The organism is Teichococcus vastitatis, from assembly GCF_003604215.1.
GTDB lineage: Bacteria > Pseudomonadota > Alphaproteobacteria > Acetobacterales > Acetobacteraceae > Pseudoroseomonas > Pseudoroseomonas vastitatis.
Genome location: NZ_QXGS01000015.1, coordinates 1 through 20486 on the forward strand (window position 1 = coordinate 1; position 20486 = coordinate 20486).

At 70.3% G+C, this 20486-nt stretch carries 20 protein-coding genes; 11 read left to right on the top strand and 9 right to left on the bottom strand.

What is annotated here, in order from left to right; translation table 11 throughout:
- Positions 1-457: 457 nt before the first annotated feature.
- Positions 458-1372: a dienelactone hydrolase family protein gene (locus tag D2K64_RS15755; protein ID WP_120009342.1), complete on the bottom strand. Its 915-nt coding sequence runs from the start codon at positions 1370-1372 to the stop codon at positions 458-460.
- 549 nt (positions 1373-1921) lie between these two features.
- On the opposite strand from D2K64_RS15755, the gene D2K64_RS24470 reads away from it, so the two are divergent.
- The 3 genes from D2K64_RS24470 (at position 1922) to D2K64_RS15765 (ending at position 4363) form a co-directional block, all read left to right on the top strand.
- On the top strand, positions 1922-2086 hold the full coding sequence (locus D2K64_RS24470) for a hypothetical protein (protein WP_157985882.1): 165 nt from the start codon (positions 1922-1924) through the stop codon (positions 2084-2086).
- A gap of 316 nt (positions 2087-2402) precedes the next feature.
- Positions 2403-3374, top strand: coding sequence for an MDR/zinc-dependent alcohol dehydrogenase-like family protein (locus D2K64_RS15760; protein WP_120009343.1), 972 nt, complete (start codon positions 2403-2405; stop codon positions 3372-3374).
- Entirely contained in the window at positions 3371-4363 is a 993-nt protein-coding gene (locus D2K64_RS15765; protein ID WP_120009344.1) for a Gfo/Idh/MocA family protein, read from the top strand. The genes D2K64_RS15760 and D2K64_RS15765 overlap by 4 nt, the downstream gene beginning before the upstream one ends.
- Positions 4364-4420: 57 nt before the next feature.
- On the opposite strand, the gene D2K64_RS15770 is transcribed toward D2K64_RS15765, so the two are convergent.
- The 4 genes from D2K64_RS15770 to D2K64_RS15785 are packed head-to-tail and all read right to left on the bottom strand — an operon-like array spanning position 4421 to position 7760.
- The gene (locus D2K64_RS15770; RefSeq protein ID WP_120009345.1) at positions 4421-5308 is read right to left on the bottom strand and encodes a beta-xylosidase; all 888 of its coding nucleotides are present in this window, start codon (positions 5306-5308) and stop codon (positions 4421-4423) included.
- On the bottom strand, positions 5308-6057 hold the full coding sequence (locus D2K64_RS15775) for a TIGR04290 family methyltransferase (protein WP_120009346.1): 750 nt from the start codon (positions 6055-6057) through the stop codon (positions 5308-5310). The genes D2K64_RS15770 and D2K64_RS15775 overlap by 1 nt, the downstream gene beginning before the upstream one ends.
- On the bottom strand, positions 6054-6668 hold the full coding sequence (locus tag D2K64_RS15780; RefSeq protein WP_120009347.1) for a histidine phosphatase family protein: 615 nt from the start codon (positions 6666-6668) through the stop codon (positions 6054-6056). The genes D2K64_RS15775 and D2K64_RS15780 overlap by 4 nt, the downstream gene beginning before the upstream one ends.
- Before the next feature lie 9 nt (positions 6669-6677).
- Positions 6678-7760 (bottom strand): inositol-3-phosphate synthase, encoded by a 1083-nt coding sequence (locus D2K64_RS15785; RefSeq protein ID WP_238384226.1) that lies wholly within the window; start codon positions 7758-7760, stop codon positions 6678-6680.
- A 332-nt stretch (positions 7761-8092) separates the two neighbouring features.
- Here D2K64_RS15785 and D2K64_RS15790 point away from each other — a divergent pair, with 332 nt between their 5' ends.
- From D2K64_RS15790 to D2K64_RS15820, 7 genes are all read left to right on the top strand, one after another.
- On the top strand, positions 8093-9208 hold the full coding sequence (locus D2K64_RS15790) for an NAD-dependent epimerase/dehydratase family protein (protein WP_120009394.1): 1116 nt from the start codon (positions 8093-8095) through the stop codon (positions 9206-9208).
- A gap of 62 nt (positions 9209-9270) precedes the next feature.
- Positions 9271-10314 carry an SDR family NAD(P)-dependent oxidoreductase gene (locus D2K64_RS15795; protein WP_238384227.1) on the top strand — a complete coding sequence of 348 codons (1044 nt, stop codon included), beginning with the start codon at positions 9271-9273 and terminating at the stop codon, positions 10312-10314.
- Entirely contained in the window at positions 10314-11432 is a 1119-nt protein-coding gene (locus tag D2K64_RS15800; protein ID WP_120009349.1) for a glycosyltransferase family 4 protein, read from the top strand. The genes D2K64_RS15795 and D2K64_RS15800 overlap by 1 nt, the downstream gene beginning before the upstream one ends.
- Positions 11429-12559, top strand: coding sequence for a CgeB family protein (locus D2K64_RS15805; RefSeq protein WP_120009350.1), 1131 nt, complete (start codon positions 11429-11431; stop codon positions 12557-12559). Before D2K64_RS15800 ends, D2K64_RS15805 begins: the two co-directional genes overlap by 4 nt.
- Positions 12556-13641, top strand: coding sequence for a CgeB family protein (locus tag D2K64_RS15810; RefSeq protein WP_120009351.1), 1086 nt, complete (start codon positions 12556-12558; stop codon positions 13639-13641). The genes D2K64_RS15805 and D2K64_RS15810 overlap by 4 nt, the downstream gene beginning before the upstream one ends.
- Positions 13638-14738 (top strand): CgeB family protein, encoded by a 1101-nt coding sequence (locus D2K64_RS15815; protein WP_120009352.1) that lies wholly within the window; start codon positions 13638-13640, stop codon positions 14736-14738. Before D2K64_RS15810 ends, D2K64_RS15815 begins: the two co-directional genes overlap by 4 nt.
- Positions 14735-15745: a UDP-glucuronic acid decarboxylase family protein gene (locus D2K64_RS15820; protein WP_120009353.1), complete on the top strand. Its 1011-nt coding sequence runs from the start codon at positions 14735-14737 to the stop codon at positions 15743-15745. The genes D2K64_RS15815 and D2K64_RS15820 overlap by 4 nt, the downstream gene beginning before the upstream one ends.
- Before the next feature lie 30 nt (positions 15746-15775).
- Here the strand turns inward: D2K64_RS15820 and D2K64_RS15825 are convergent, their stop codons facing one another.
- The 4 genes from D2K64_RS15825 to D2K64_RS15840 form a co-directional block, all read right to left on the bottom strand.
- Positions 15776-16879: an LLM class flavin-dependent oxidoreductase gene (locus D2K64_RS15825; protein ID WP_120009354.1), complete on the bottom strand. Its 1104-nt coding sequence runs from the start codon at positions 16877-16879 to the stop codon at positions 15776-15778.
- Positions 16880-16903: 24 nt separating this feature from the next.
- Positions 16904-17872, bottom strand: a complete 969-nt coding sequence (locus D2K64_RS15830) for a Bug family tripartite tricarboxylate transporter substrate binding protein (protein WP_157985883.1) — start codon at positions 17870-17872, stop codon at positions 16904-16906.
- A 112-nt stretch (positions 17873-17984) separates the two neighbouring features.
- Positions 17985-19142 carry an acyl-CoA dehydrogenase family protein gene (locus tag D2K64_RS15835; protein ID WP_120009356.1) on the bottom strand — a complete coding sequence of 386 codons (1158 nt, stop codon included), beginning with the start codon at positions 19140-19142 and terminating at the stop codon, positions 17985-17987.
- Positions 19143-19476: 334 nt separating this feature from the next.
- Positions 19477-19926 carry a MarR family winged helix-turn-helix transcriptional regulator gene (locus tag D2K64_RS15840; RefSeq protein WP_120009357.1) on the bottom strand — a complete coding sequence of 150 codons (450 nt, stop codon included), beginning with the start codon at positions 19924-19926 and terminating at the stop codon, positions 19477-19479.
- 209 nt (positions 19927-20135) lie between these two features.
- On the opposite strand from D2K64_RS15840, the gene D2K64_RS15845 reads away from it, so the two are divergent.
- The gene (locus D2K64_RS15845; protein WP_120009358.1) at positions 20136-20450 is read left to right on the top strand and encodes a hypothetical protein; all 315 of its coding nucleotides are present in this window, start codon (positions 20136-20138) and stop codon (positions 20448-20450) included.
- The last annotated feature ends 36 nt before the right edge of the window (positions 20451-20486 follow it).

Consider the following 20486-nt stretch of genomic DNA (forward strand, 5'->3'; position numbering starts at 1 on the left):
CACCAGGGCGATGTGTGGTCCATCCGCGCCGCGGACGGCTCGGTGACCCACCTCACCATCGACAACGTCACCAGCCTCAACACCAGCGACTACGTCTGGGGGTGAGGCCGGAAGCTGTCACGGACCTGCGGCGAGTTGCACAGCCTGTTTGAGCATGATGCAGGCACGGGCGGCGCGGCGCAGGTCCACCGGGTTCAAGGAATAGCACTCATGGTCCTTCACCAGCCGGCGCGGAAGCGCTCGGCCGGGGAAGGATTGCCCGATTCGGCGCCGGACACTTCCATCCTCGCCGGCAGCTGAGAGCGGCCGTCGAGTACCGGCACACCGAGACCAAGGTCTTCCGGATCGGCGGCAGGAAACATACGCCCAAGCGATATGCTGATCCCGCCGCACCCTCAGCCAGGCTCATCTTCCCGGCAAACAACTCGAAGGCTGGCGCGGAGCCGTTCGGCCGCGTTCAGCCGAGATGCTGCCGGAAAAAGGCCAGCGTCCGCTGCCAGGCCAGGGCCGCCGCCGCCTCGTGGTAGCGCGGCGTGGAGTTGTTGTGGAAGCCGTGCTGGGTGCCCGGATAGATCTGCGCCTCGTAGAGCCGGCCATTCGCTTTCAGCGCCGCCTCGAAAGCCGGCCACATCGCATTGATGCGCGGGTCGTGCTCGGCGTAGTGGATCAGCAGGGGGGACCGGATCGTGGCCACCTGGGCGGTTTCGGGCGCGGCGCCGTAGAAGGGCACGGCGGCCTGGAGCCGGTCGCCGAGCAGGGTGGCCAGGGCGTTGGTGGTGCCGCCGCCCCAGCAGAAGCCGGTGGCGCCGAGCCGACCTGATGACAGCGCCAGGCCCTTCAGGTGGAGCGCGCTGTTGAGCATGTCGGTGCGGAGCTTGCCCGGATTGAGCCGCGCCTGGAGGTCGCGTCCGTCATCGTCATTGCCGGGATAGCCGCCGACCGGTGCCAGCCCGTCCGGCGCGAGCGCCAGGAAGCCCTCCACCGCGAGCCGCCGCGCCACATCCTCGATATAAGGGTTCAGGCCGCGGTTCTCGTGCATCACCAGAACGCCGGGAAAGGGTCCCGCTCCGGCCGGCTGCACCAGATAGCCGCGCATCGTGCCGGAGGTGCCGCCCGGCGACGGATAGCTGACGTAGCGCGCCTTGATCCGCTCATCGGTGAAGGAGATGGTTTGCGCCTGCACATAGCGGGGCAGCAGCGCCTGAGCCATTGCCAGGCCACCAGCCGTGATCGCCGCCGCCTGTTGCAGAAAGCTGCGGCGGTCGAGCTGGCCATGGCAGTATTCGTCGTAGAGGTCGAAAATCCGCTGATCGATCTGGTGCTGCGTCAGGGCGGGTCCGTCGGGGGTGGCGTCGTCCTGATGATCCGGCATCGGGCGTTCCTTCCCCTGGCCGGCGCGCGCCCCGTGCGTCGCTTCGGGCTGTTCAGGGTTCCGAGACGTCGCGGCAGGAGGGGAACGGAGTCAAGGGCGGGAAAATGCGCTCCTGATCGGGCGCCGCCGCGGAAGGCCGGGGCCTGCCGCGGCCCGCATGCGGGCCGGATGGAGCAGAGGTCTACGCCGCCGTAGCAACTCCGGGGGGGTACCCTGGTGTGATCCTTTCACCACCTCTGCGCACCGTCCTGGCTCAGCTTTCATGCCATGCCGGTCCCAGGGCGGGCGAGTGAACAATGCGTGCGTTTGGTTAACGAAATTCAAGCCGCGGCGGGCGGGAAGGCGGCGCCGCAAGGATCAGGCGGGTTCGGGCCGCCGCCTCCTGGGCGAACCGGGACCGGCAAGGTTGCGGGGCCGCGATACCGTGCTGGGCCGGGCTGCCGTTCTTCGTTGCGCAGAGGGCGCTGCTTCCGGCGGCCGGACGTCCTGCCCGCAACCTCCCGCCATCGGGGCGCTTCTTGTGATGTCGCTTCCTGAAAGGCGAGGCCCATGCAGAACGCACCCGACACCGACTCCCGCCACGATCCTGGCGATGCCGTTCCCGAAGGGGTGGCGGTTGAGCAGCCGGTTCCCCTGACGGAAAAGGAACAGGCGGTGAAGCGGAAGCTGGAGGAGCTGCCCGAAACCGCCGATCCGTCCCGCCAGCCGGATTGAGGCGGGCCGAGCAAAGGGATCCCCATCGCGATCCAGGAAGGCGATTCACGGGATCGTGATGCTACCGCTCAAGCTTCTTCTTCGTTGCCCGGGCTCGACCTGCTGGGGCGATGACGGCCATGCCGCTAGTCTGGCCACCCCGGCGTTTTCCAGGCCGTTTCCCGGACTGGTGGCGGCGGAAAGGTGATGCCGGCCCGGCGCCGCCGCCCTTTCCCATCGAGCGGAGTGTCTTCTTGCAGATCGTCATCCTGTGTCATCAGCGTTCCTGTTCCCGGCGCCGACGGGGGGCGCGGCAGTGAGAGGGGCGGCCGGCACCATGCGCGCCGCGGTGCAGACCGGCCCCGGCCAGATGCGGATCCAGGAGGTTCCCCGCCCCGAGCCTGGCCCCGGCCAGGTGCGGCTGCGCCTGGAAGGCTGCGGCGTCTGCGCTTCCAACCTGACGCCTTGGGCCGGGCCGGAGTGGATGCAGTTTCCGGGGGAGCCGGGCGGGCTCGGCCATGAAGGCTGGGGCGTGATCGATGCCGTGGGCGAGGGGGTGAGCGGCCTGGTTCCCGGCCAGCGCGCCGCCGCCCTGTCCTTCCGCAGCTATGCCGAATACGACTTGGCCGAGGCGCGCAACGTGCTGCCCCTGCCGGATGCGCTGGCCGGCCAGCCCTTTCTGGGCGAGCCGCTGGGCTGCGCCATGAACATCTTCCGCCGCGCCGGCATCGAGGCGGGGCAGAGCGTCGCCATCATCGGCATCGGCTTCCTTGGCGCCATCCTGACGCGGCTGGCGACGGAGGCCGGGGCGAGGATCATCGCCATTTCGCGCCGGCCCTATTCCCTGGATCTGGCACGGCGCATGGGCGCGGCGGAAACCATTCCCCTGGAAGACCACAGCGCCATCATCGGGCGGGTCAAGGAACTGACGGGCGGCCGCTTCTGCGAGCGGGTGGTGGAAGCGGTGGGCCAGCAATGGCCGCTCGACCTGGCTGGCGAGCTGACCGCCGAGCGCGGCCGGCTGATCGTCGCCGGCTACCACCAGGACGGACCGCGGCAGGTCAACATGTGGCTGTGGAACTGGCGCGGCATCGACGTAATCAACGCCCATGAGCGGGATACCGAAATCTATATGGCGGGCATGCGGGAAGCCCTGGAAGCGGTGATATCGGGCCGGCTGGACCCGGCGCCGCTCTACACCCACCGTTTTCCGCTGGAGCGGCTGGCCGATGCGCTGGACGCCACGCGCGACCGGCCGGAGGGCTTCCTCAAGGCCGTGGTGACCATGGCGCCGGAGGCCGGGCGATGAGCGCGCGTCGCCCGCGCCTCGGCTTCCTCGGCATCGGCTGGATCGGCCGCCATCGCCTGCAGGCCATCGCCGAAACCGGCGTGGCCGAGATCGCCGCCCTCGCCGAGCCGGACCCCGACATGCTGGAGGACGCCGCGCAACTCGTTCCCGGCGCCCGCTGCGTCGGCAGCCTGGAGGAGTTGCTGGCGCAGGAGCTGGACGGGCTGGTGATCGCCACCCCCAGCGCCCTGCATGCCGAGCAGTCGATCCAGGCCCTGCGGCGCGGCGTCGCGGTGTTCTGCCAGAAGCCGCTCGGCCGCACCGCGCCGGAGGTACAGGCGGTGGTCGAGGCGGCGCGCGATGCCGACCGGCTGCTGGCCGTGGACCTGTCCTACCGCTTCACCGAGGGCATGCGGCGCATCCGCGAACTGGTGCGGAATGGCGAGCTGGGCCGCATCCATGCCGTGGACCTGGTGTTCCACAACGCCTACGGCCCGGACAAGAAGTGGTTCTACGACCCGGCGCAATCGGGCGGCGGCTGCGTCATGGACCTCGGCGTTCACCTGGTGGATCTGGCGCTGTGGACGCTGGGCTTTCCGGTGGTGGAGCGGGTGTCCGGCACGTTGTTCGCCGGCGGCGAGCGTCTCACCGCGCGGCCCGGCCGCGTCGAGGATTATGCCACGGCCCAGATCGACCTGCAGGACGGCACGGCGCTGCGCCTTGCCTGTTCCTGGCGCCTGCAGGCCGGCTGCGACGCGATGATCTCGGCCGCCTTTTATGGCACCGGGGGCGGCGCGGCGCTGCGCAACATCGACGGTTCCTTCTACGACTTCACCGCCGAGCGCTATCGCGGCACGTCGCGCGAGGCCCTGGCCACGCCGCCGGATGAATGGGGCGGCCGCGCGGCGGCGGATTGGGCGCGGCGGCTGGCCGAGGGACAGCGCTACGATCCGGCGGTGGAACGCCTCACCGATGTGGCGCGGGTGCTGGACGGCATCTACGGCCGGTAGAACCGGGACGGCGAAGCACCCCGGACCGCAGGCCCGAAGTGCTTCGCCGCCGCGTGATCACCCGGCATACCGCCGCACCATGCTGGCGCAGAATTCGGCGAATTCTTCCTTCACCTGCGGCGGGCTGGTGTGGTGCGGCGCGATGCCGCGATGCTCCGGCGTGAAGCAGAAGGTGGCGGTGACCTGGAAGTCGCGCAGCGCCTCCATCTGCCGGTCGAACCAGTCCAGCGCGTCGGGGCGGAAGCTGTCGGCCCAGGACAGGCCGGTGCGCAGATGCGTGACGCCGAGCCGCTTCAGCCAGGTCACGGCATCGTCCAGGCGGTGGTCCTGGTAGTGGAACCACTGGCAGATGCCGAGATGCGGCGTGTGTTTCTCGAACTCCTCCATGGCCAGCTTCGGCGTTCCATCCTCGCGCAGCAGTCCCATGTGGAAGTGCCGGTAATAGGAGGAACCCTCGGCCTCGCGGTGCCGCGTGGTGGCTTCCCAATGCATCGGCAGGTCGTACAGGCTGTACCAGTGGATGCGCGGCGCCTGGCCGATCAGCAGCTCCGCCGTGCGCTTCAGGCCCCAGAGCTGCACCTCCTCCGCGCCGAAGGTGGAGACGCCGACCTCCGACACCCAGACCGGCAGATGCGTGACCGCCTGGATCTCCTTCAGCTTTGCCGGCCATTCGTGGATCAGCCAGTTGTTCCAGTCGAGCGGAAAGCCGTGCACCGCGACCGCTTCCATCTGGTCCAGCACGCCGCGCTGCTGCATCTTCATGACGAACACCGGGTCGATCGGCGACATGCCGCCCAGCACGCGCGGCAGCGAGGAATGCTCGGCGCGGATGGCCTGTCCGGCGAGCCGCGCCGTATCGGCGAACATCACCCAGTCCGGGTCGATCTCCGGGTCCCAGTGGGATTTGTTGTTGGGCTCGTTCCAGATCATGGCGGCTTCAAGCATCAGCGCGGTCCCTTTGCAGGATAGATGGCCGCCGAGCCGTAAGGCAGCGCGGCGGGACGGCAGAGATAGATCTCGCGGTCGGGTTGCTGCAGGATCTCGAAGCCGGCGTTGCGCAGCATCGCCTCGGCGCCGGCACGGTTCGGGATCCACCAATTGGTGAGATCGCCGGCATAGCGATGCTCGATGAAGTTCAGCCGCGGCCAGCCGGGCCGGGCGAACTGCTCCTCCGCCGCGAAGGGGTAGTCCTCCTGCACCGGCTCCACCTCGCGCGGGCCGCGCTGCATGCTCTGGAACACCAGCAGGTCGCCGACCACATGCTCGCGCAGCAGGTCGAGCGCCAGCAGCGGGTGCCGCAGGTGGTAGAGCACGCCCATGAACAGCACCACGTCGAAGCGCTCGCCCAGCGCGCCGACATCGTAGACCGACAATTCTCGGTACTCGATGTCCAGGTCGAGTACCCGCGCCGCGAAGCGCGCCTGTTCCAGGTAGCGCGGGTCGGAATCGACGCCGAGCACCCGCGCCGCACCGCGCCGCTTCATCTCGATCGAGAAGAAGCCGGCGTTGCAGCCGATGTCGAGCACCGACTTGCCCGTCAGGTCCTGCGGCAGGGCGTGGCCGAAATACTGCCAGACGCAGCCGGGATAGTCGCCCAGCGCGTGATCGGGCGCCGTCCACACGCCGTGCAGGGACAGATTGTGGAACCAGGGGCCGAGCTTCGCGGCCTCCTCGCGGATCCTGTCGGGCGTCATGCCGCCTCCATTCTGGAAAAAGGCTGCTCGTTCAGGCCCAGCAGCTTGCCGCCATCCGCCCAGACGGCCAGCGCGCTGAGCGAGGCCGGCGCGATGTCGAAGCGTTCATAGCCCTGCAGGGGCAGGCCGAGAAACGAACACAGCGCCGCCTTGATGACGTCGCCGTGGCTGACCAGCGCCACGCGGCCATCCGGATGCCGTTCCCGCGCGGCAGCGATCCAGCCCAGCACGCGGCCCTGAACCGCGCGCATGGATTCGCCGCCCGGCGCCGCCGCGTCGTCGCGCGCGCCGTTCCAATGCCGCCAGCGCGGATCATCCTGCAGGTCGGCGAAGCGGCGCCCGGTCCAGTCGCCGAAATCGATCTCGGCCAGCGCTTCCTCGGCCACGGGCGCGAGGCCCAGCGCCTCGCCGATGGGCGAGGCGGTTTCGCGGCAGCGCTGCACGGGGCTGGTGTAGAGCGCCCCGATCGCCTCGCCGCGCAGCCGTGCCGCCAGGGCGGCGGCCTGCGCGCGCCCGGCCGCCCCCAGCGCCACGCCGGGCATGCGCCCGCACAGCGTGTCGGCCACGCGGTCATGCGCCGCGTGGCGCAGCAGAAACAGCGTCATCGCCATGCGTCGTGGTCAGTCCAGGCCCTGGATGAAGCGCAGCGTGCGCTCCCGCGCCTCCTGGTCGGTGTATTGCTTGGGCGGGGATTTCATGAAGTAGCTGGACGGCGCTGTCAGCGCGCCGGACAGCCCACGGTCCAGCGCGATGCGGGCGCAGCGCACTGCATCGATCACGATGCCGGCCGAGTTGGGTGAATCCCAGACCTCCAGCTTCAATTCCAGATTCAGCGGCATGCCGCCGAAGGCGGTGCCCTCCAGGCGGATATGCGCCCATTTCCGGTCCTCCAGCCAGGGCACGTAGTCGCTGGGGCCGACATGCACGTCATTGGCCGGCAGCGGCACCTCGAACTGGCTGGTCACCGCCTGGGTCTTGGAGATCTTCTTGGATTCGAGGCGCTCGCGCTCCAGCATGTTCTGGAAATCGGTGTTGCCGCCGAAATTCAGCTGGTAGGTGCGGTCGAGCCGCACGCCGCGCTCGCGGAACAGATTGGCCAGCACGCGGTGCACGATGGTGGCGCCGACCTGGCTCTTGATGTCGTCGCCGATGATCGGCAGGCCGCGCTCCTCGAAGCGCTTCTGCCAGCCGGGATCGGAGGCGATGAACACCGGGATGCAGTTGACAAAGGCGCAGCCGGCTTCCAGCGCCCGCTCGGCATACCATTCGCTGGCCTGCTGCGAGCCCACCGGCAGGTAGGACACCAGCACCTGCGTGCCGCTGCGGCGGATGATGTCGGCAACATCGGCGGCCGGCGCTGCGGATTCCTCGAAGGTGCCGCGCACATAGCGGCCGAGCCCGTCCAGCGTCGGGCCGCGCTCCACCTTCACCCCGGTCGGCACGGGCTTCGAGAACACCCGCGTGTTGTTGGGAGAGGCCAGCACGGCATCGGCCACATCCTGGCCGACCTTGGCGGCGTTGACGTCAAAGGCGCAGCTCACCTCGACATCCCGCACGTGGTAACCGCCGAGATCGGCATGCATCAGGCCCGGGATCGGCTCGTTCACATCCGCATCCCGGTAATACGACAGCCCCTGCACAAACGACGAGGCGCAATTGCCGACACCCACGATGCCAACCCGCAGAGCTCTTGATGCCGACACGTATCCTCCTTGCAGGCATGAACAGAACAGGCGCGCAGTGTGACGGCTCCAGGCTGAGCCGTCACGGTGCGTCCTGGGCACAACACCGCACCAGCTTCTTTGTTCCTTGCCGGAGATGACATCTTTGTGATCGCACGACGCTGTGCTCAGGAGGAGTGCAACTCTTTCCGAATCAGTCAATTGGCCGATCATGACGGTTGCACGCGGCGCATTGTTGCTTCCCATTGCGCATTGCAACCTCTGGCTTGCCAGTGCCGTTCATCTTCAACATCTTCTTTGTTCCCGTTGCCACGCGGAACACTCACGGCCTCGACACGGGGGATTTTGTCAGGGTGCAAGAGACTGTTCTGATCACCGGGGGCGGTGGTTTCATCGGCTGCCATCTGGCGCGGCGCCTGTTGCGCGCCGGATATCATGTGCGGGTGCTGGATAGCCTGATCGAGCAGGTGCATGGCGCGCGTGGCCGGCCCGACCTGCTGGAGCCGGAAGCCGAGTTCCTGCGGGGCGACGTGCGCGACGCCGAGGCGGTGCGCCGGGCGCTGCGCGGCGTCGACCGCGTGGTGCACCTCGCCGCCGAGGTCGGCGTCGGCCAGAGCATGTATGCGGTGGAACGCTATGTCTCGGTGAATGATGTCGGCACGGCGGTGCTGTTCCAGCAGCTGATCGATGCGCCGGTGAAGCGCGTGGTGGTGGCGTCCTCCATGAGCATCTATGGCGAGGGGCTGTACCAGGACGCCGACGGCGTGCTGCACGAGGATGTGCGGCGCACGCCGCGCCGCGGCCCCGATGCGCCCTGGGACCCGCTGGATGCGCAGGGCCGCCCGCTGCGGCCGGTGCCGACGCCGGAAAGCAAGCGCCCGGCGCTGGCCTCGGTGTACGCCATCTCCAAGCACACCCAGGAATGCCTGACCCTGACGCTGGCGCCGGCCTATGGCATGGAGGGCGTTGCGCTGCGGCTCTGGAACGCCTACGGGCCGGGCCAGGCGCTGTCCAACCCCTACACCGGCGTGCTGGCGATCTTCGCGTCCCGCCTGCACAACGGCCAGCCACCGGTGATCTTCGAGGATGGCCAGCAGCGCCGCGACTTCGTCCATGTCGAGGATGTGGCGCGCGCCTTCCACCTGGCGCTGGAGCGCCCCGAGGCGGCCAACCAGGTCTATAACGTCGCCAGCGGCCATGACCGCACCGTGACCGAGGTGGCGCAGGCGCTGGCGGCGGCGATGGGCCGGCCGGAGCTGGCGCCCGAGATCACGGGCAAGACGCGCAGCGGCGACATCCGCCACAACATCGCCGACATCGGCAAGATCCGGCGCGAGCTCGGCTTCGGTGTCGAGCGCGACTTCCAGGCCGATCTGGCCGAGCTGGCCGAATGGGTTGCCCGCCAGCAGGCGGAGGACCGGGTGCATCAGGCCCGCAGCGAGCTGGAAACCCGGGGGCTGGTGGCGTGAGCGGGTCCGGCCCGCTCGCCGCGCCGGCGCTGCGGCCGGGAAACAGGTCAGGAAAAGCACCGGTGCTGGTCACCGGCGGCGCCGGGTTCATCGGCTCCAACCTGGCCGACCGGCTGCTGCGGCAAGGCCATGAGGTGCTGGTGTTCGACGCGCTGGCCCGGCCCGGCGTCGCCGCCAATCTGGACTGGCTGCAGCAGCAGCATGGCGCGCGGGTGATCCCGGTGATCGCCGACCTGCGCGACGACGCGGCCCTGCAGGAAGCGGCGCGGGACGCGCAGGCGGTGTTCCACCTCGCGGCACAGGTGGCGGTGACCACCAGCCTGGCCGATCCGCGCGAGGATTTCGACGTCAACCTGCGCGGCACCTTCACCCTGCTGGAAGCGCTGCGCCGGCGGGGCGGGGCGGTGCCGCTGGTCTTCGCCAGCACCAACAAGGTGTATGGCAACCTGCCCGACATCGCGCTGGAGCGCAGCGGCGACGCTTATGTACCGGTGGACCCGGCGATCCGCGCCGCCGGCATTGGCGAGCAGCGGCCGCTCGACTTCCACACGCCCTATGGCTGCTCCAAGGGGGCGGCGGATCAGTATGTGCTGGATTATTCCCGCTCCTTCGGCATCCCGGCCGCGGTGCTGCGCATGAGCTGCATCTATGGCGAGCGGCAGATGGGCACCGAGGATCAGGGCTGGGTGGCGCATTTCCTGATCCGCGCGCTGCGGCGGGAGCCGGTCACCATCTTCGGCGATGGCTGCCAGGTGCGCGACCTGCTGCAGGTGCAGGATGCGGTGGACGCCTACATGGCCGCCTGGCAGCGAATCGGCACGGTGCAGGGCCAGGCCTTCAATCTTGGCGGCGGTCCGGGCAACGCGGTCAGCCTGCGCCAGGTGATCGCCGCCATCGAGGCGGAGATCGGCCACCCGGTGAACACCGTGTATGACGATTGGCGCGCGGGCGACCAGCGCTACTACGTGTCGGATACGCGGCGGGTGCGCGCCGGCCTCGGCCTCGGCGAGCCGACGCCGTGGCGCCAGGGCGTCGCCGCCCTGGCGCGGTGGCTGGACAGCCGGCAGGGCGGGGTGGCACTGGACGTGGCGGGCGCCGCATCGTGATGGCGGCGGAGGCCCGGCCGCTGCATGCGCTGGTGACGGCGGATGCCGTGGGCGGGGTCTGGTCCTATGCCATGACCTTGTGCCGCGGCCTGCGGGCACGGGATGTGCGAGTGACGCTGGCGGTGCTGGGGCCGTCGCCCGGCGCGGCGCAGCGGCTCGAAGCGGCGTCCGTTCCCGGCCTGCGCCTGGTCGACACCGGGCTGATGCTGGACTGGATGGCGCCCGATGCCGCCGCGGTGCGGCGCACGGGTGCCCGGCTGGCGGTGCTGGCCGGGGAGTGCGGCGCCGACCTGCTGCACCTCAACAGCCCGGCCCTGGCCGCCGGCCACCGCTTTCCCGTGCCGGTGCTGGCCGTCTGCCATTCCTGCGTGGCGAGCTGGTGGGCGGCGGTGAAGCCCGGTCCCCTGCCGGCGGAATTCGCCTGGCACCGCGACCTGCTGGCGGAGGGCTATCGCGCGGCGGATCTTCTGGCGGCGCCCAGCACGGCCTTCGCGGCGGCCACGCAGGCCCTCTACGGCCTGACGGAGCGGCCGCGCCTGATCCACAACGGCATCCCGCCCTGGGCGCCGCCATCCATGCCGGGGCCCGCGCCCTTCGCCTTCACCGCCGGCCGGCTGTGGGACGAGGGCAAGGACATCGTCACGCTGGATGCGGCGGCGGCGGCCGGGCTGCCGTTTCCGGTGCTGGCCGCCGGGCCGGTGGAAGGGCCGGGCGGCGGCCGCATCGAACTGCGCCACCTGCGGGCCCAGGGCAGCCTGGATCGGCCGGCGATGCGGCGCATCCTGGCGCAGCGGCCGGTTTTCGCCTCCGCTGCGCGATACGAGCCGTTCGGCCTGGCGGTGCTGGAAGCCGCCCAGGCCGGCTGCCCCCTGGTGCTGTCCGACATTCCCAGCTTTCGCGAGATCTGGGGCGATGCGGCGGATTACGCGGCGCCTGGCGATGCGGCGGGCTTCGCGGCCGCGCTGCGCCGGCTGGCTGCGCCGCGGCTGCGCCGGGCCCGCGGTGAGGCGGCCCGGCGTCGTGCCGCGCGCTACACGGCGGACGCCATGGTGGCGGCAACATGGAATCTCTACCGCGAGCTGGTGCCGGCTCGCGCCTTTCTGGAAACGCCGGCATGAAGATCGCCTACCTCACGCATTCCCTTCTGTCCTGCTGGAACCACGGCAACGCGCATTTCCTGCGCGGCGTGCTGCGCGAGCTGGTGCTGCACGGCCACGAGGTGGCGGTGTTCGAGCCGGACAACAACTGGAGCCTGGAGAACCTGCGCCGCGACGCCGGCGAGGCCGGGCTGGAGGCCTTTCGCGCGGCGTATCCGGAATTGCGGTCCCGCAGCTACGCGGACGCGGCGGCGATCGAGGACGCGCTGGGCGAGGCCGACCTCGTGATCGTGCATGAATGGAACGAGCCGGCGCTGGTGGCGCGGATCGGCCGGCTGCGTGCGCGGGGCGGACGGTTCCGGCTGCTGTTCCACGACACGCACCACCGCGCCGTCAGCGATCCGGAGGCGATCCGCGCCTTCGACCTGTCCGGCTATGACGGCGTGCTGGCTTTCGGCGAGACGCTGGCCCGGGTGTATCGCCGCTGGGGCTGGAGCGACCGCGTCTGGGTCTGGCACGAGGCGGCCGATCTGCGCCACTTCCACCCGCCCGCCATCGAGGCCCCGCGCGAGGGCCTGATCTGGATCGGCAATTGGGGCGATGGCGAGCGCAGCGCCGAGATCGAGGATTTCCTGCTGCGCCCGGCGCGCGGGGCCGGCCTCGCGCTCGACATCCACGGTGTGCGCTATCCGGAGGACGCGAAGGCGAAGCTCGCTGAATATGGCGCGCGCTATCGCGGCTGGGTGCCCAATGCCCGCGCGCCGGAAGTGTTCGCCCGCCATCTGGCCACGGTGCATGTGCCGCGCCGCTTTTACACGCAGCTGCTGCCCGGCATCCCCACCATCCGCGTGTTCGAGGCTCTGGCCTGCGGCATTCCGCTGCTGAGCGCGCCCTGGGACGATGCCGAGCAGCTGTTCCGCCCCGGCACGGACTACCTCGTCGCCCGCGACGGCGAGGAGATGCGGCGCCACATGGCGGCGATCCGCGACGATGCCGCGCTGCGCGAATCCCTCGTGGCACACGGCCTCGAAACCGTCCGTGCCCGGCATGGCTGCGAGCACCGCATGCGCGAGCTGCTGGCCATCGCCGAGACCCTGATGACATCGCCCAGCACGATGGGCCCCGAGACGATGGGGAACGCCGCATGAAGATCGCGTTCTATGGTTCCAGCCTGTTGTCCTCCTACTGGAACGGCGCGGCCACCTATTACCGCGGCATGCTGCACGAGCTGTCCCGCCGCGGCTACGACATCACCTTCTACGAGCCCGACGCCTTCGACCGGCAGCAGCACCGCGACATCGAGCCGCCGGACTGGGCGCGCGTTGTGGTGTACCCGGCGACGGAGGACGCGCTGCGCGGCGTGATGGCCGAGGCGCGGCAGGCCGATGTGGTGGTCAAGGCCAGCGGCGTCGGCGTGTTCGACGACGCGCTGATCGAGGGCGTCATGGCGGCCGCGCGTCCCGGTGCCATCCGCATCTTCTGGGACGTGGATGCGCCGGCGACGCTGGCCGAGATCACGCCGCTGCCGGACCACCCGCTGCGCCGCACCCTGCCGCTGCTGGACTTCGTGCTGACTTATGGCGGCGGCCCGCCGGTGATCGCCGCTTATGAAGGGCTCGGCGCGCGGCGCTGCGTGCCCATCTACAACGCGGTCGACCCCGCCACGCACCACCCGGTGCCGGCCGAGCCGCGCTTCAAGGCCGACCTGTCCTTTCTCGGCAACCGTTTGCCGGACCGCGAGGCGCGGGTGGAGGAGTTCTTCCTGCGCCCCGCCGCGCTGCTGCCGGAGCGGTTCTTCCTGATCGGCGGCAATGGCTGGGACAGCAAGCCGATGAGCGGCAATGTGCGCCATCTCGGCCACGTCTACACGCGCGAGCACAACGCCTTCAACACCTCGCCCCTGGCGGTGCTGAACATCGCCCGCGACAGCATGGCGCAGACTGGCTGGTCGCCCGCCACGCGCGTCTTCGAGGCAACGGGCGCCGGCGCCTGCCTGATCACCGATGACTGGCTCGGTCTCGACATGTTCCTGAAGGATGGCGAGGAAGTGCTGGTGGCGCGCGACGGCCAGGATGTCGCCGACCATGTCGCCGCGCTGACGCCGGAGCGCAGCCGGGCCATCGGCGAGGCGGCGCGGCGCCGCGTCCTGGAATCCCACACCTATGCGCGCCGCGGCGCCGAGGTCGACGCGCTGCTGCGCGCCGCCCTGGCACGGAAGGACGCCGCATGAAGCTGGTGGTGCTGGGGCTGACCCTGTCCTCCTCCTGGGGCAACGGGCACGCGACGACCTTCCGCGCCCTGCTGCGCGCCTTTGCGCGGCGTGGCCACGAGGTGCTGTTCCTGGAGCGCGACAAGCCCTGGTACGCCGCGCATCGTGACATGCCGGCGCCGGATTTCTGCCGGCTGGAATTCTACGGGGAACCCTCCGATCTGCGCCGCCGGGAGGCGGAGATCGGGGCCGCCGACGCGGTGATGGTCGGCTCCTACGTGCCGGATGGTGTGGTGGTGGGCCGCATGGCGCAGAAGATGGCCGGCGGCGTCTGCGCCTTCTACGACATCGACACCCCCGTTACCCTGGCCAAGCTGGAGAAGGGCGACGAGGAATACCTCTCCCCCGCGCTGATCCCGGGCTACGACCTGTACTGCTCCTTCACCGGCGGACCGACGCTCGACCTGCTGATGCGGCGCTACGGCTCGCCCGAGGCGCGGGCGCTGTACTGCTCGGTGGATGCGGAGGCTTATCAGCCTGTGGCAACGGAGCGGCACTGGGATCTCAGCTATCTCGGCACCTACAGCCCCGACCGGCAGCCGGTGCTGGAACGGCTGCTGCTGGAGCCGGCGCGCCGCGCGCCGCAGCTCCGCTTCGCCGTGGCCGGGCCGCAATACCCGGCCGGCATCGACTGGCCGGCCAATGTGGAGCGGCTGGAACACGTGCCGCCCAGCGCGCACCCGGCCTTCTACAGCGCCAGCCGCTACACGCTGAACGTCACCCGCGCCGACATGGTGCGCGCCGGCTTCAGCCCCAGCGTCAGGCTGTTCGAGGCCGCCGCCTGCGGCAGTCCGGTGATCTCCGACCGCTGGAACGGCATCGAGGACGTGCTGGCCCCCGGCACCGAGATCCTGCTGGCCGATGGCGCGGACGACGTGCTGCGCGTGCTGCTCGATCCGGATGAGGCGGCGCGCGACCGCCAGGCCGCGGCGGCGCGCCACAGGATCCTCGCCGCCCACACGGCGGAACATCGCGCCGCGCAGCTGGAGACCATGCTGCGCGCCGCGCGGCGCGGCAAAGCAACACGCCCGCAGGCCCAGGAAAGGGAAAGCGCATGAGTCCTGCCAAGCCTCAGAACGTCCTGGTTGCCGGCGGTGCCGGCTTTCTGGGCTCGCATCTGTGCGACGCGCTGATCGAAACCGGCGCGCATGTGGTCTGCGTCGACAATCTGCAGACCAGCTCGGGCGACAATCTGCGCGGTCTGCGGCGTTCGCCGCGCTTCACCTTTGTCGAGGCCGACATCATCGACGAGCTGCCGGCCTCGGCATTGCCGCGCAAGCTGGACCGCGTGTTCAACCTGGCCTGCGCCGCCTCGCCGCCGCTGTACCAGGCCGATCCCGAGCACACCATGATGACCAATGTGGTGGGCACGCGGAACCTGCTGCGCCTGGCCGAGCGGCACCGCGCCCGTTTCCTGCAGGCCTCCACCAGCGAGGTTTACGGCGACCCGGAGGTGCATCCGCAGGTCGAGGGCTATTGGGGCAACGTCAACTGCACCGGTCCGCGCGCCTGCTACGACGAGGGCAAGCGCGCGGCCGAGGCGCTGTGCTTCGATTTCGACCGCGCCCGCCGGGTGGAGGTGCGGCTGGTGCGCATCTTCAACACCTATGGCCCGCGCATGCTGCCGGATGACGGGCGCATCGTGTCCAACGTGGTCACCCAGGCGCTGAGCGGCGCCGACATCACCATCTATGGCGATGGCAGCCAGACCCGCTCCTTCTGCTACGTCGACGACCTGGTGGACGGGCTGATGCGGATGATGGCGCATGACGGACCGCAGCCGGGGCCGGTCAACCTCGGCAATCCGAACGAGCAGACGGTGCGCAAGCTGGTGGAGGATGTGCTGGCGATGACCGGCCACCGCTCGGCGGTCACCTACCACCCGCTGCCGCAGGACGACCCGCGCCGGCGCAAGCCCGATATCGGCCGCGCCCAGGCCGTGCTGGGCTGGGCGCCGCGGACGCCGCTGGCGGAAGGGTTGCGGTCGACACTGGAATGGTTCCGCGAGGCCGAGGCCCCGGTCGTGGCGGTCGAGACCGCCATGCCGCTCTCGGCCGCGGATTGAAGCAAGGGGGGCACTGGCCCCCCTCCCGACTCAGGCCGCCGCGCGGTGCGGCGCCTGATCCCGGGAGCGCAGCGCCGGGATCAGTTCGCGGCCGAAATCCACCGCATCCTCCAGCGGGTCGAAGCCGCGGATCAGGAAGGTGTCGACGCCGAGCGCGCGGTATTCCAGCAGCGATTCCGCCACCTGTTCCGCGGTGCCGACCAGCGCCGTGGTGTTGGCCCCGGCGCCGACCGCCGCCGCCACCTCGGTCCAGAGCCGCTTGTCGCGCACCGCGCCGCCCTGCGCCGCGTCCAGCAGCCGCTGCGAGCCGACGCTCTGCGGCTTGGCGCTGGTGCCCGGCGTGGCGCCGGCGGTGACGCCGCGCACCTCGTAGACGCGGGCCAGGATGGCGCGGGCGCGCTCCCAGGCGGCCTCCTCGGTGCGGGCCAGCACCGGGCGAAAGGACAGGCTGAAGCGCATGCCGTCCGGGTCGCGCCCGGCGGCGGCGGTGGCCGCGCGCACCTTGCCGATGGTTTCGCGCGCCTGGTCCAGCGTTTCGCCCCAGAAGGCGTAGATGTCGGCATGCTTGCCGGCGAAGGCGATGGCGTCGTCCGAGGAGCCGCCGAAGAACACCGGCAGGTGCGGCTGCTGGATCGGCCGGATGTCGGAGCGCGCATCGGTGACGCGGTAATAGCGTCCCTCATGGCTGAACGGCGCCGTGCTGGTCCAGGTCCGCTTCAGCAGGCCGACATATTCGTCGGTGCGGGCGTAGCGCTCGGCATGGGACAGGTAGTCGCCGTCACGCTGCTGGTCGGCGTCGCTGCCGCCGCTGATGATGTGGATGCCGGCGCGGCCGCCGCTCAGGTGGTCAAAGGTGGCGAATTGCCGCGCCGCCAGGGTGGGGGCGATGAAGCCCGGCCGGTGCGCCACCATCAGCCCGATGCGCTGCGTCGAGGCCGCCGCATGCTGCGCCACCAGCAGGGAGTCCGGCGAGGTGCCGCTCCACGCCACCAGGATGCGGTCGAAGCCGGCCTTCTCATGCGCCTGCGCGAAGCGGGCGATGTAGTCCGGGTCGAAGGCCGGTCCGCTCGGCGGATGGATCTCGGAGACCGGACGGTGCGCGATCATGCCAATGACCTGCAGGGGATGGACCATGGGGGGTTCCTCCGTTCTCGTTGTTCAGGCGGCGATGCGCAGGCGCTGCAGGGTGGCGCCGCTGGCGGCGTATTCCTGCGCCAGGCGCCGGCGAAGCTGGTCGGGCGCCGTGGGCTCCGGCTTCAGGCCGAGGCGGCGCAGGGCGGCCGCCGTGTCCGGCTCGGCCAGGGCGTCGTTATAGGCGGCGTTCAGCCGGCCGATCACCGCCTCGGGCACGCCGGCGGGAGCGAACAGGCTGTACCAGCCGCTGGAAGGCCAGTCCTGGCCGAGGCCGAGCTCGGTGATGTTGGGCACGTCCGGGAAGTCTTCCCAGCGGCCGGCGCCGACCACGGCCACGGCGCGGATCTTGCCGCCCTGCTGCACGCTGGGCGCCACCACCGGATCGATCATCAGCTGGCAATCGCCGGCCAGCAGGCTGTTCACCGCCGCGGCGCTGCCGGGGAAGGGGATGTGCACCGCCTCGAAGCCGGCCTGCTCGGCCAGCATCGCGCCGCGCAGGTGCCCGGTGGAGCCGATGCCGGACGATGCGTAGTTCAGCTCGCCCTGGTGCTGCTTCGCATAGGCGATCAGCTCCGGCAGGGTTTGCACCGGCAGGGCGGCGCTGACGCCGACCAGCGAATAGGCCTCGCCCGCCATGGCCACGGGGGCGAGGTCGCGCAGCGGGTGGTAGCCCACCTCGTTGAGGTAGGGCGAGATCAGCAGGTTGCCGCCCGAGGCGTTCAGCAGCGTGTAGCCATCGGGCTTCGCTTCCGCGACGTGGCGGGTGCCCACGGCGCCGCCGGCTCCGGCCCGGTTCTCCACCACCACCGTCTGGCCGAGCCGCTCCGACAGCGCGCGCGCCATGGTCCGCGCCACGTTGTCGCTGGTGGCGCCAGGCGGATAAGGGCAGACCAGGCGGATCGGCTGGCTGGGATAGCTTTGCGCGCGGGCGAGGCCGGGTAGCAGAAAGGGCGCGACGAGGCCGGCGCCGAGCAGGGTGCGGCGGGTGGTCATGGAATGGCCTCCTGGGTGGGGGCGTGCAGGGTGGAAGGGGCGGCGGGGGCGGGCCACCGGATGGCCGGCGGAACAGTGTCCGGAAGCGGCGCGGCGCGCAGGGCGAGGCGCGTCATGCGCCGGCTTCCAGCGCCTCGCGCCCGGCGGATTGGTGGGCGAAATCGACGTGCGGCACATGGGCGCGGCCGCATTGCACGTCGCGCCAATGGCGTTCCAGCGGGTTGCGGCGCGACAGGGCGTGGTTGCCGCCCAGCCCGACGGCGATCTCCACCGCGCGCGCGGCGTTCTCCACCAGGGTGGTTTTCAGCAGGCCGCTCTCGGCAGGGCCGGGTGGAGCGCCCGCATCCACCTCCGCCGCCAGGCTGCGCAGCAGCCGGGCATTGGCGGTGAGCAGTTCCTCGATGGCGCCGGCCTTTTCCTGCATGCGCGGCAGGGTAGCCAGGGGCTTGCCGAGGCCGCTTGGCACGCGGTCGCGCAGGAACTGCGCGGTCCAGGCCGCGGCGGCGCGCGCCACGCCGGTGTAGATCGCGCCGATCCCGGCGGCGTTCCAGGCGAGGCCGGTGCTGTCCGGCACGCGCCATTCGGCGGGCGGGCGCAGCGCGGCGAGGCTGGCCTCCTCCAGCCGCACCTCGTCGAACACCACGTCGTGGCTGGCCGTGGCGCGCAGGCCGAGATGGTCCCAGCTTTCCTCGATGCGCACGCCAGGGGCGCGGGCCGGTACCAGCACCGGGCCGACGCGCGGCGCGTCGCCGTCGTCGCGCGCCCAGACCAGCATCCAGCCGAGGCCGGGCGAGCCGGTGGAATAGATCTTGCGCCCCGTGAGCCGCCAGGAGCCGTCCGGCTGGCGCCGGGCAATGGTTTCCGGCAGGCCGCCGCGCGATGGGGAGCCCAGTTCCGGCTCCACCCGCAGCGCATTGACCAGCGCGCCCTGGCGCACCGCATCGGCCCCGACCCGCGCCCGCAGCGCCTCGGGAAAGGCCGCCTCGCGCGCGATGCCTGCCTGATGCGTCAGGTGCATGGCGAAGACCAGCCCGGTGGAAGCGCAGCCGCGCGACACCGCCTCGATCGCCGTCAGCGCCGCCGCCAGGCCTTCGCCCTGGCCGCCCTGCGCACGCGGCACGGTGAGGCCGAGCAGCCCGGCCGCGTGCAGCGCCGCGAAATTGGCGTGCGGAAAGCGGCCGGTGCGGTCGTGCTCGGCGGCGCGGGCGGCGAAGGCCCGGCTCAGCGCCTCGAGATCCGGCGCGGCGTCCTGGTGCAGGGCGAGGGACATGCGGCAGCTCCGGTTCAGGTTTCGAGGCCGGGCAGGCCCCGCGGCCCGGCCGGGCCCGGCAGGCGGCCCCGGGCCGGAACGGAAGCAGGCGGGCAGGAGGTGGAGGGGATGGAAACAGGGGCGGCGGACATAGCAACTCCCGGGGCGGAGCCCTGGAGGAACCGGATAGGTTCCACATCTGAATATCGCTATATCAGAAAAACACTATCCATAAATAGTCAATATGCCCACCACGTAGATTCATGGTGAAGCAGGGGCAGATGGCGCAGGGCCAGCCGCATGGAAGCCTTCACGCCCCACGGAATGCACCACAACACAGCGTTATTCGGTTTCCTCAGTCGCCGCGCGACTTCGCCGTCAGCTTGTTGCGCAGCCTGACCACCGCCTCGTGCAGATCCTTCGCTTCCTGGCTCTGGTCGCAAAAGGTGTGCTCGAACCAGCCGGGCAGGGTGCGGGCCTTGTTGTGGAGCGCGCGGCCCTGCTCGGTCAGGCGGATGCGGACCTGCCGCTCATCCTCGGCATCCCGGGCACGCTCGATCAGGCCGGCGGCTTGCAGCCGCTTCAGCAGCGGCGTCAGCGTGCTGCTTTCCAGGAACAACCGGTCGCCAATGGCGCTGACCGTTTGATCATCCTCGGCCCAGAGCACCACCATGACCAGGTATTGCGGATAGGTCAGCCCGAGCTGGTCCAGCAGCGGCTTGTTGGCGCGCTGGATGGCATGAGCGGTGGAGTGAATGGCGAAGCACAGGAAGTTCTCCAGCTTCAGCGGATCATCGGTGCTCATGGCAAGGTCCTGCGGCGAAAGAGGTAAGGGCCTGAAAATCCTAGCACGGCTATATTGTATCGCACGCGATTAAATCGTTAGGCATGTACTGCATGGCTCCCATGCCAAACGATTAGTCGTACGCGATGCAATCGCGGCGTATCTAGTCGCTCAACAAAGACGCCCTGAGGGATCTTCCCGGCGCCGGTTTCTTCAAAAGGATCGCTACCATGACCTACTCCCGCACCCTGTTCGCCGCCGCCGCCCTGATGGGCCTCGCCGCCGGCTCCGCCCTGGCCGAGCCGCTGACCGTGAACAGCCAGGGCGAGAACTTCGCCGTCACCTATGACCGCGCCTACACCGGCAATGTTGTCGGCGGTGGTGCGGTGCAGGTGGAAAACCGCGGTCAGAACCTCCGCATTGTCCATCAGGACCCCAACTTCACCCGTCACTCGGCCGGCATCCCGGTGTTCGAGGGTGGTTCGGAAGGCAACGTCGTTTACCTGCCGCAGGTTGACGGCCACACCAATCTCGCCGCCCGCTGATCCGGTTTCCGCCGGAGGCTGAAAAGGCCGGCCGCC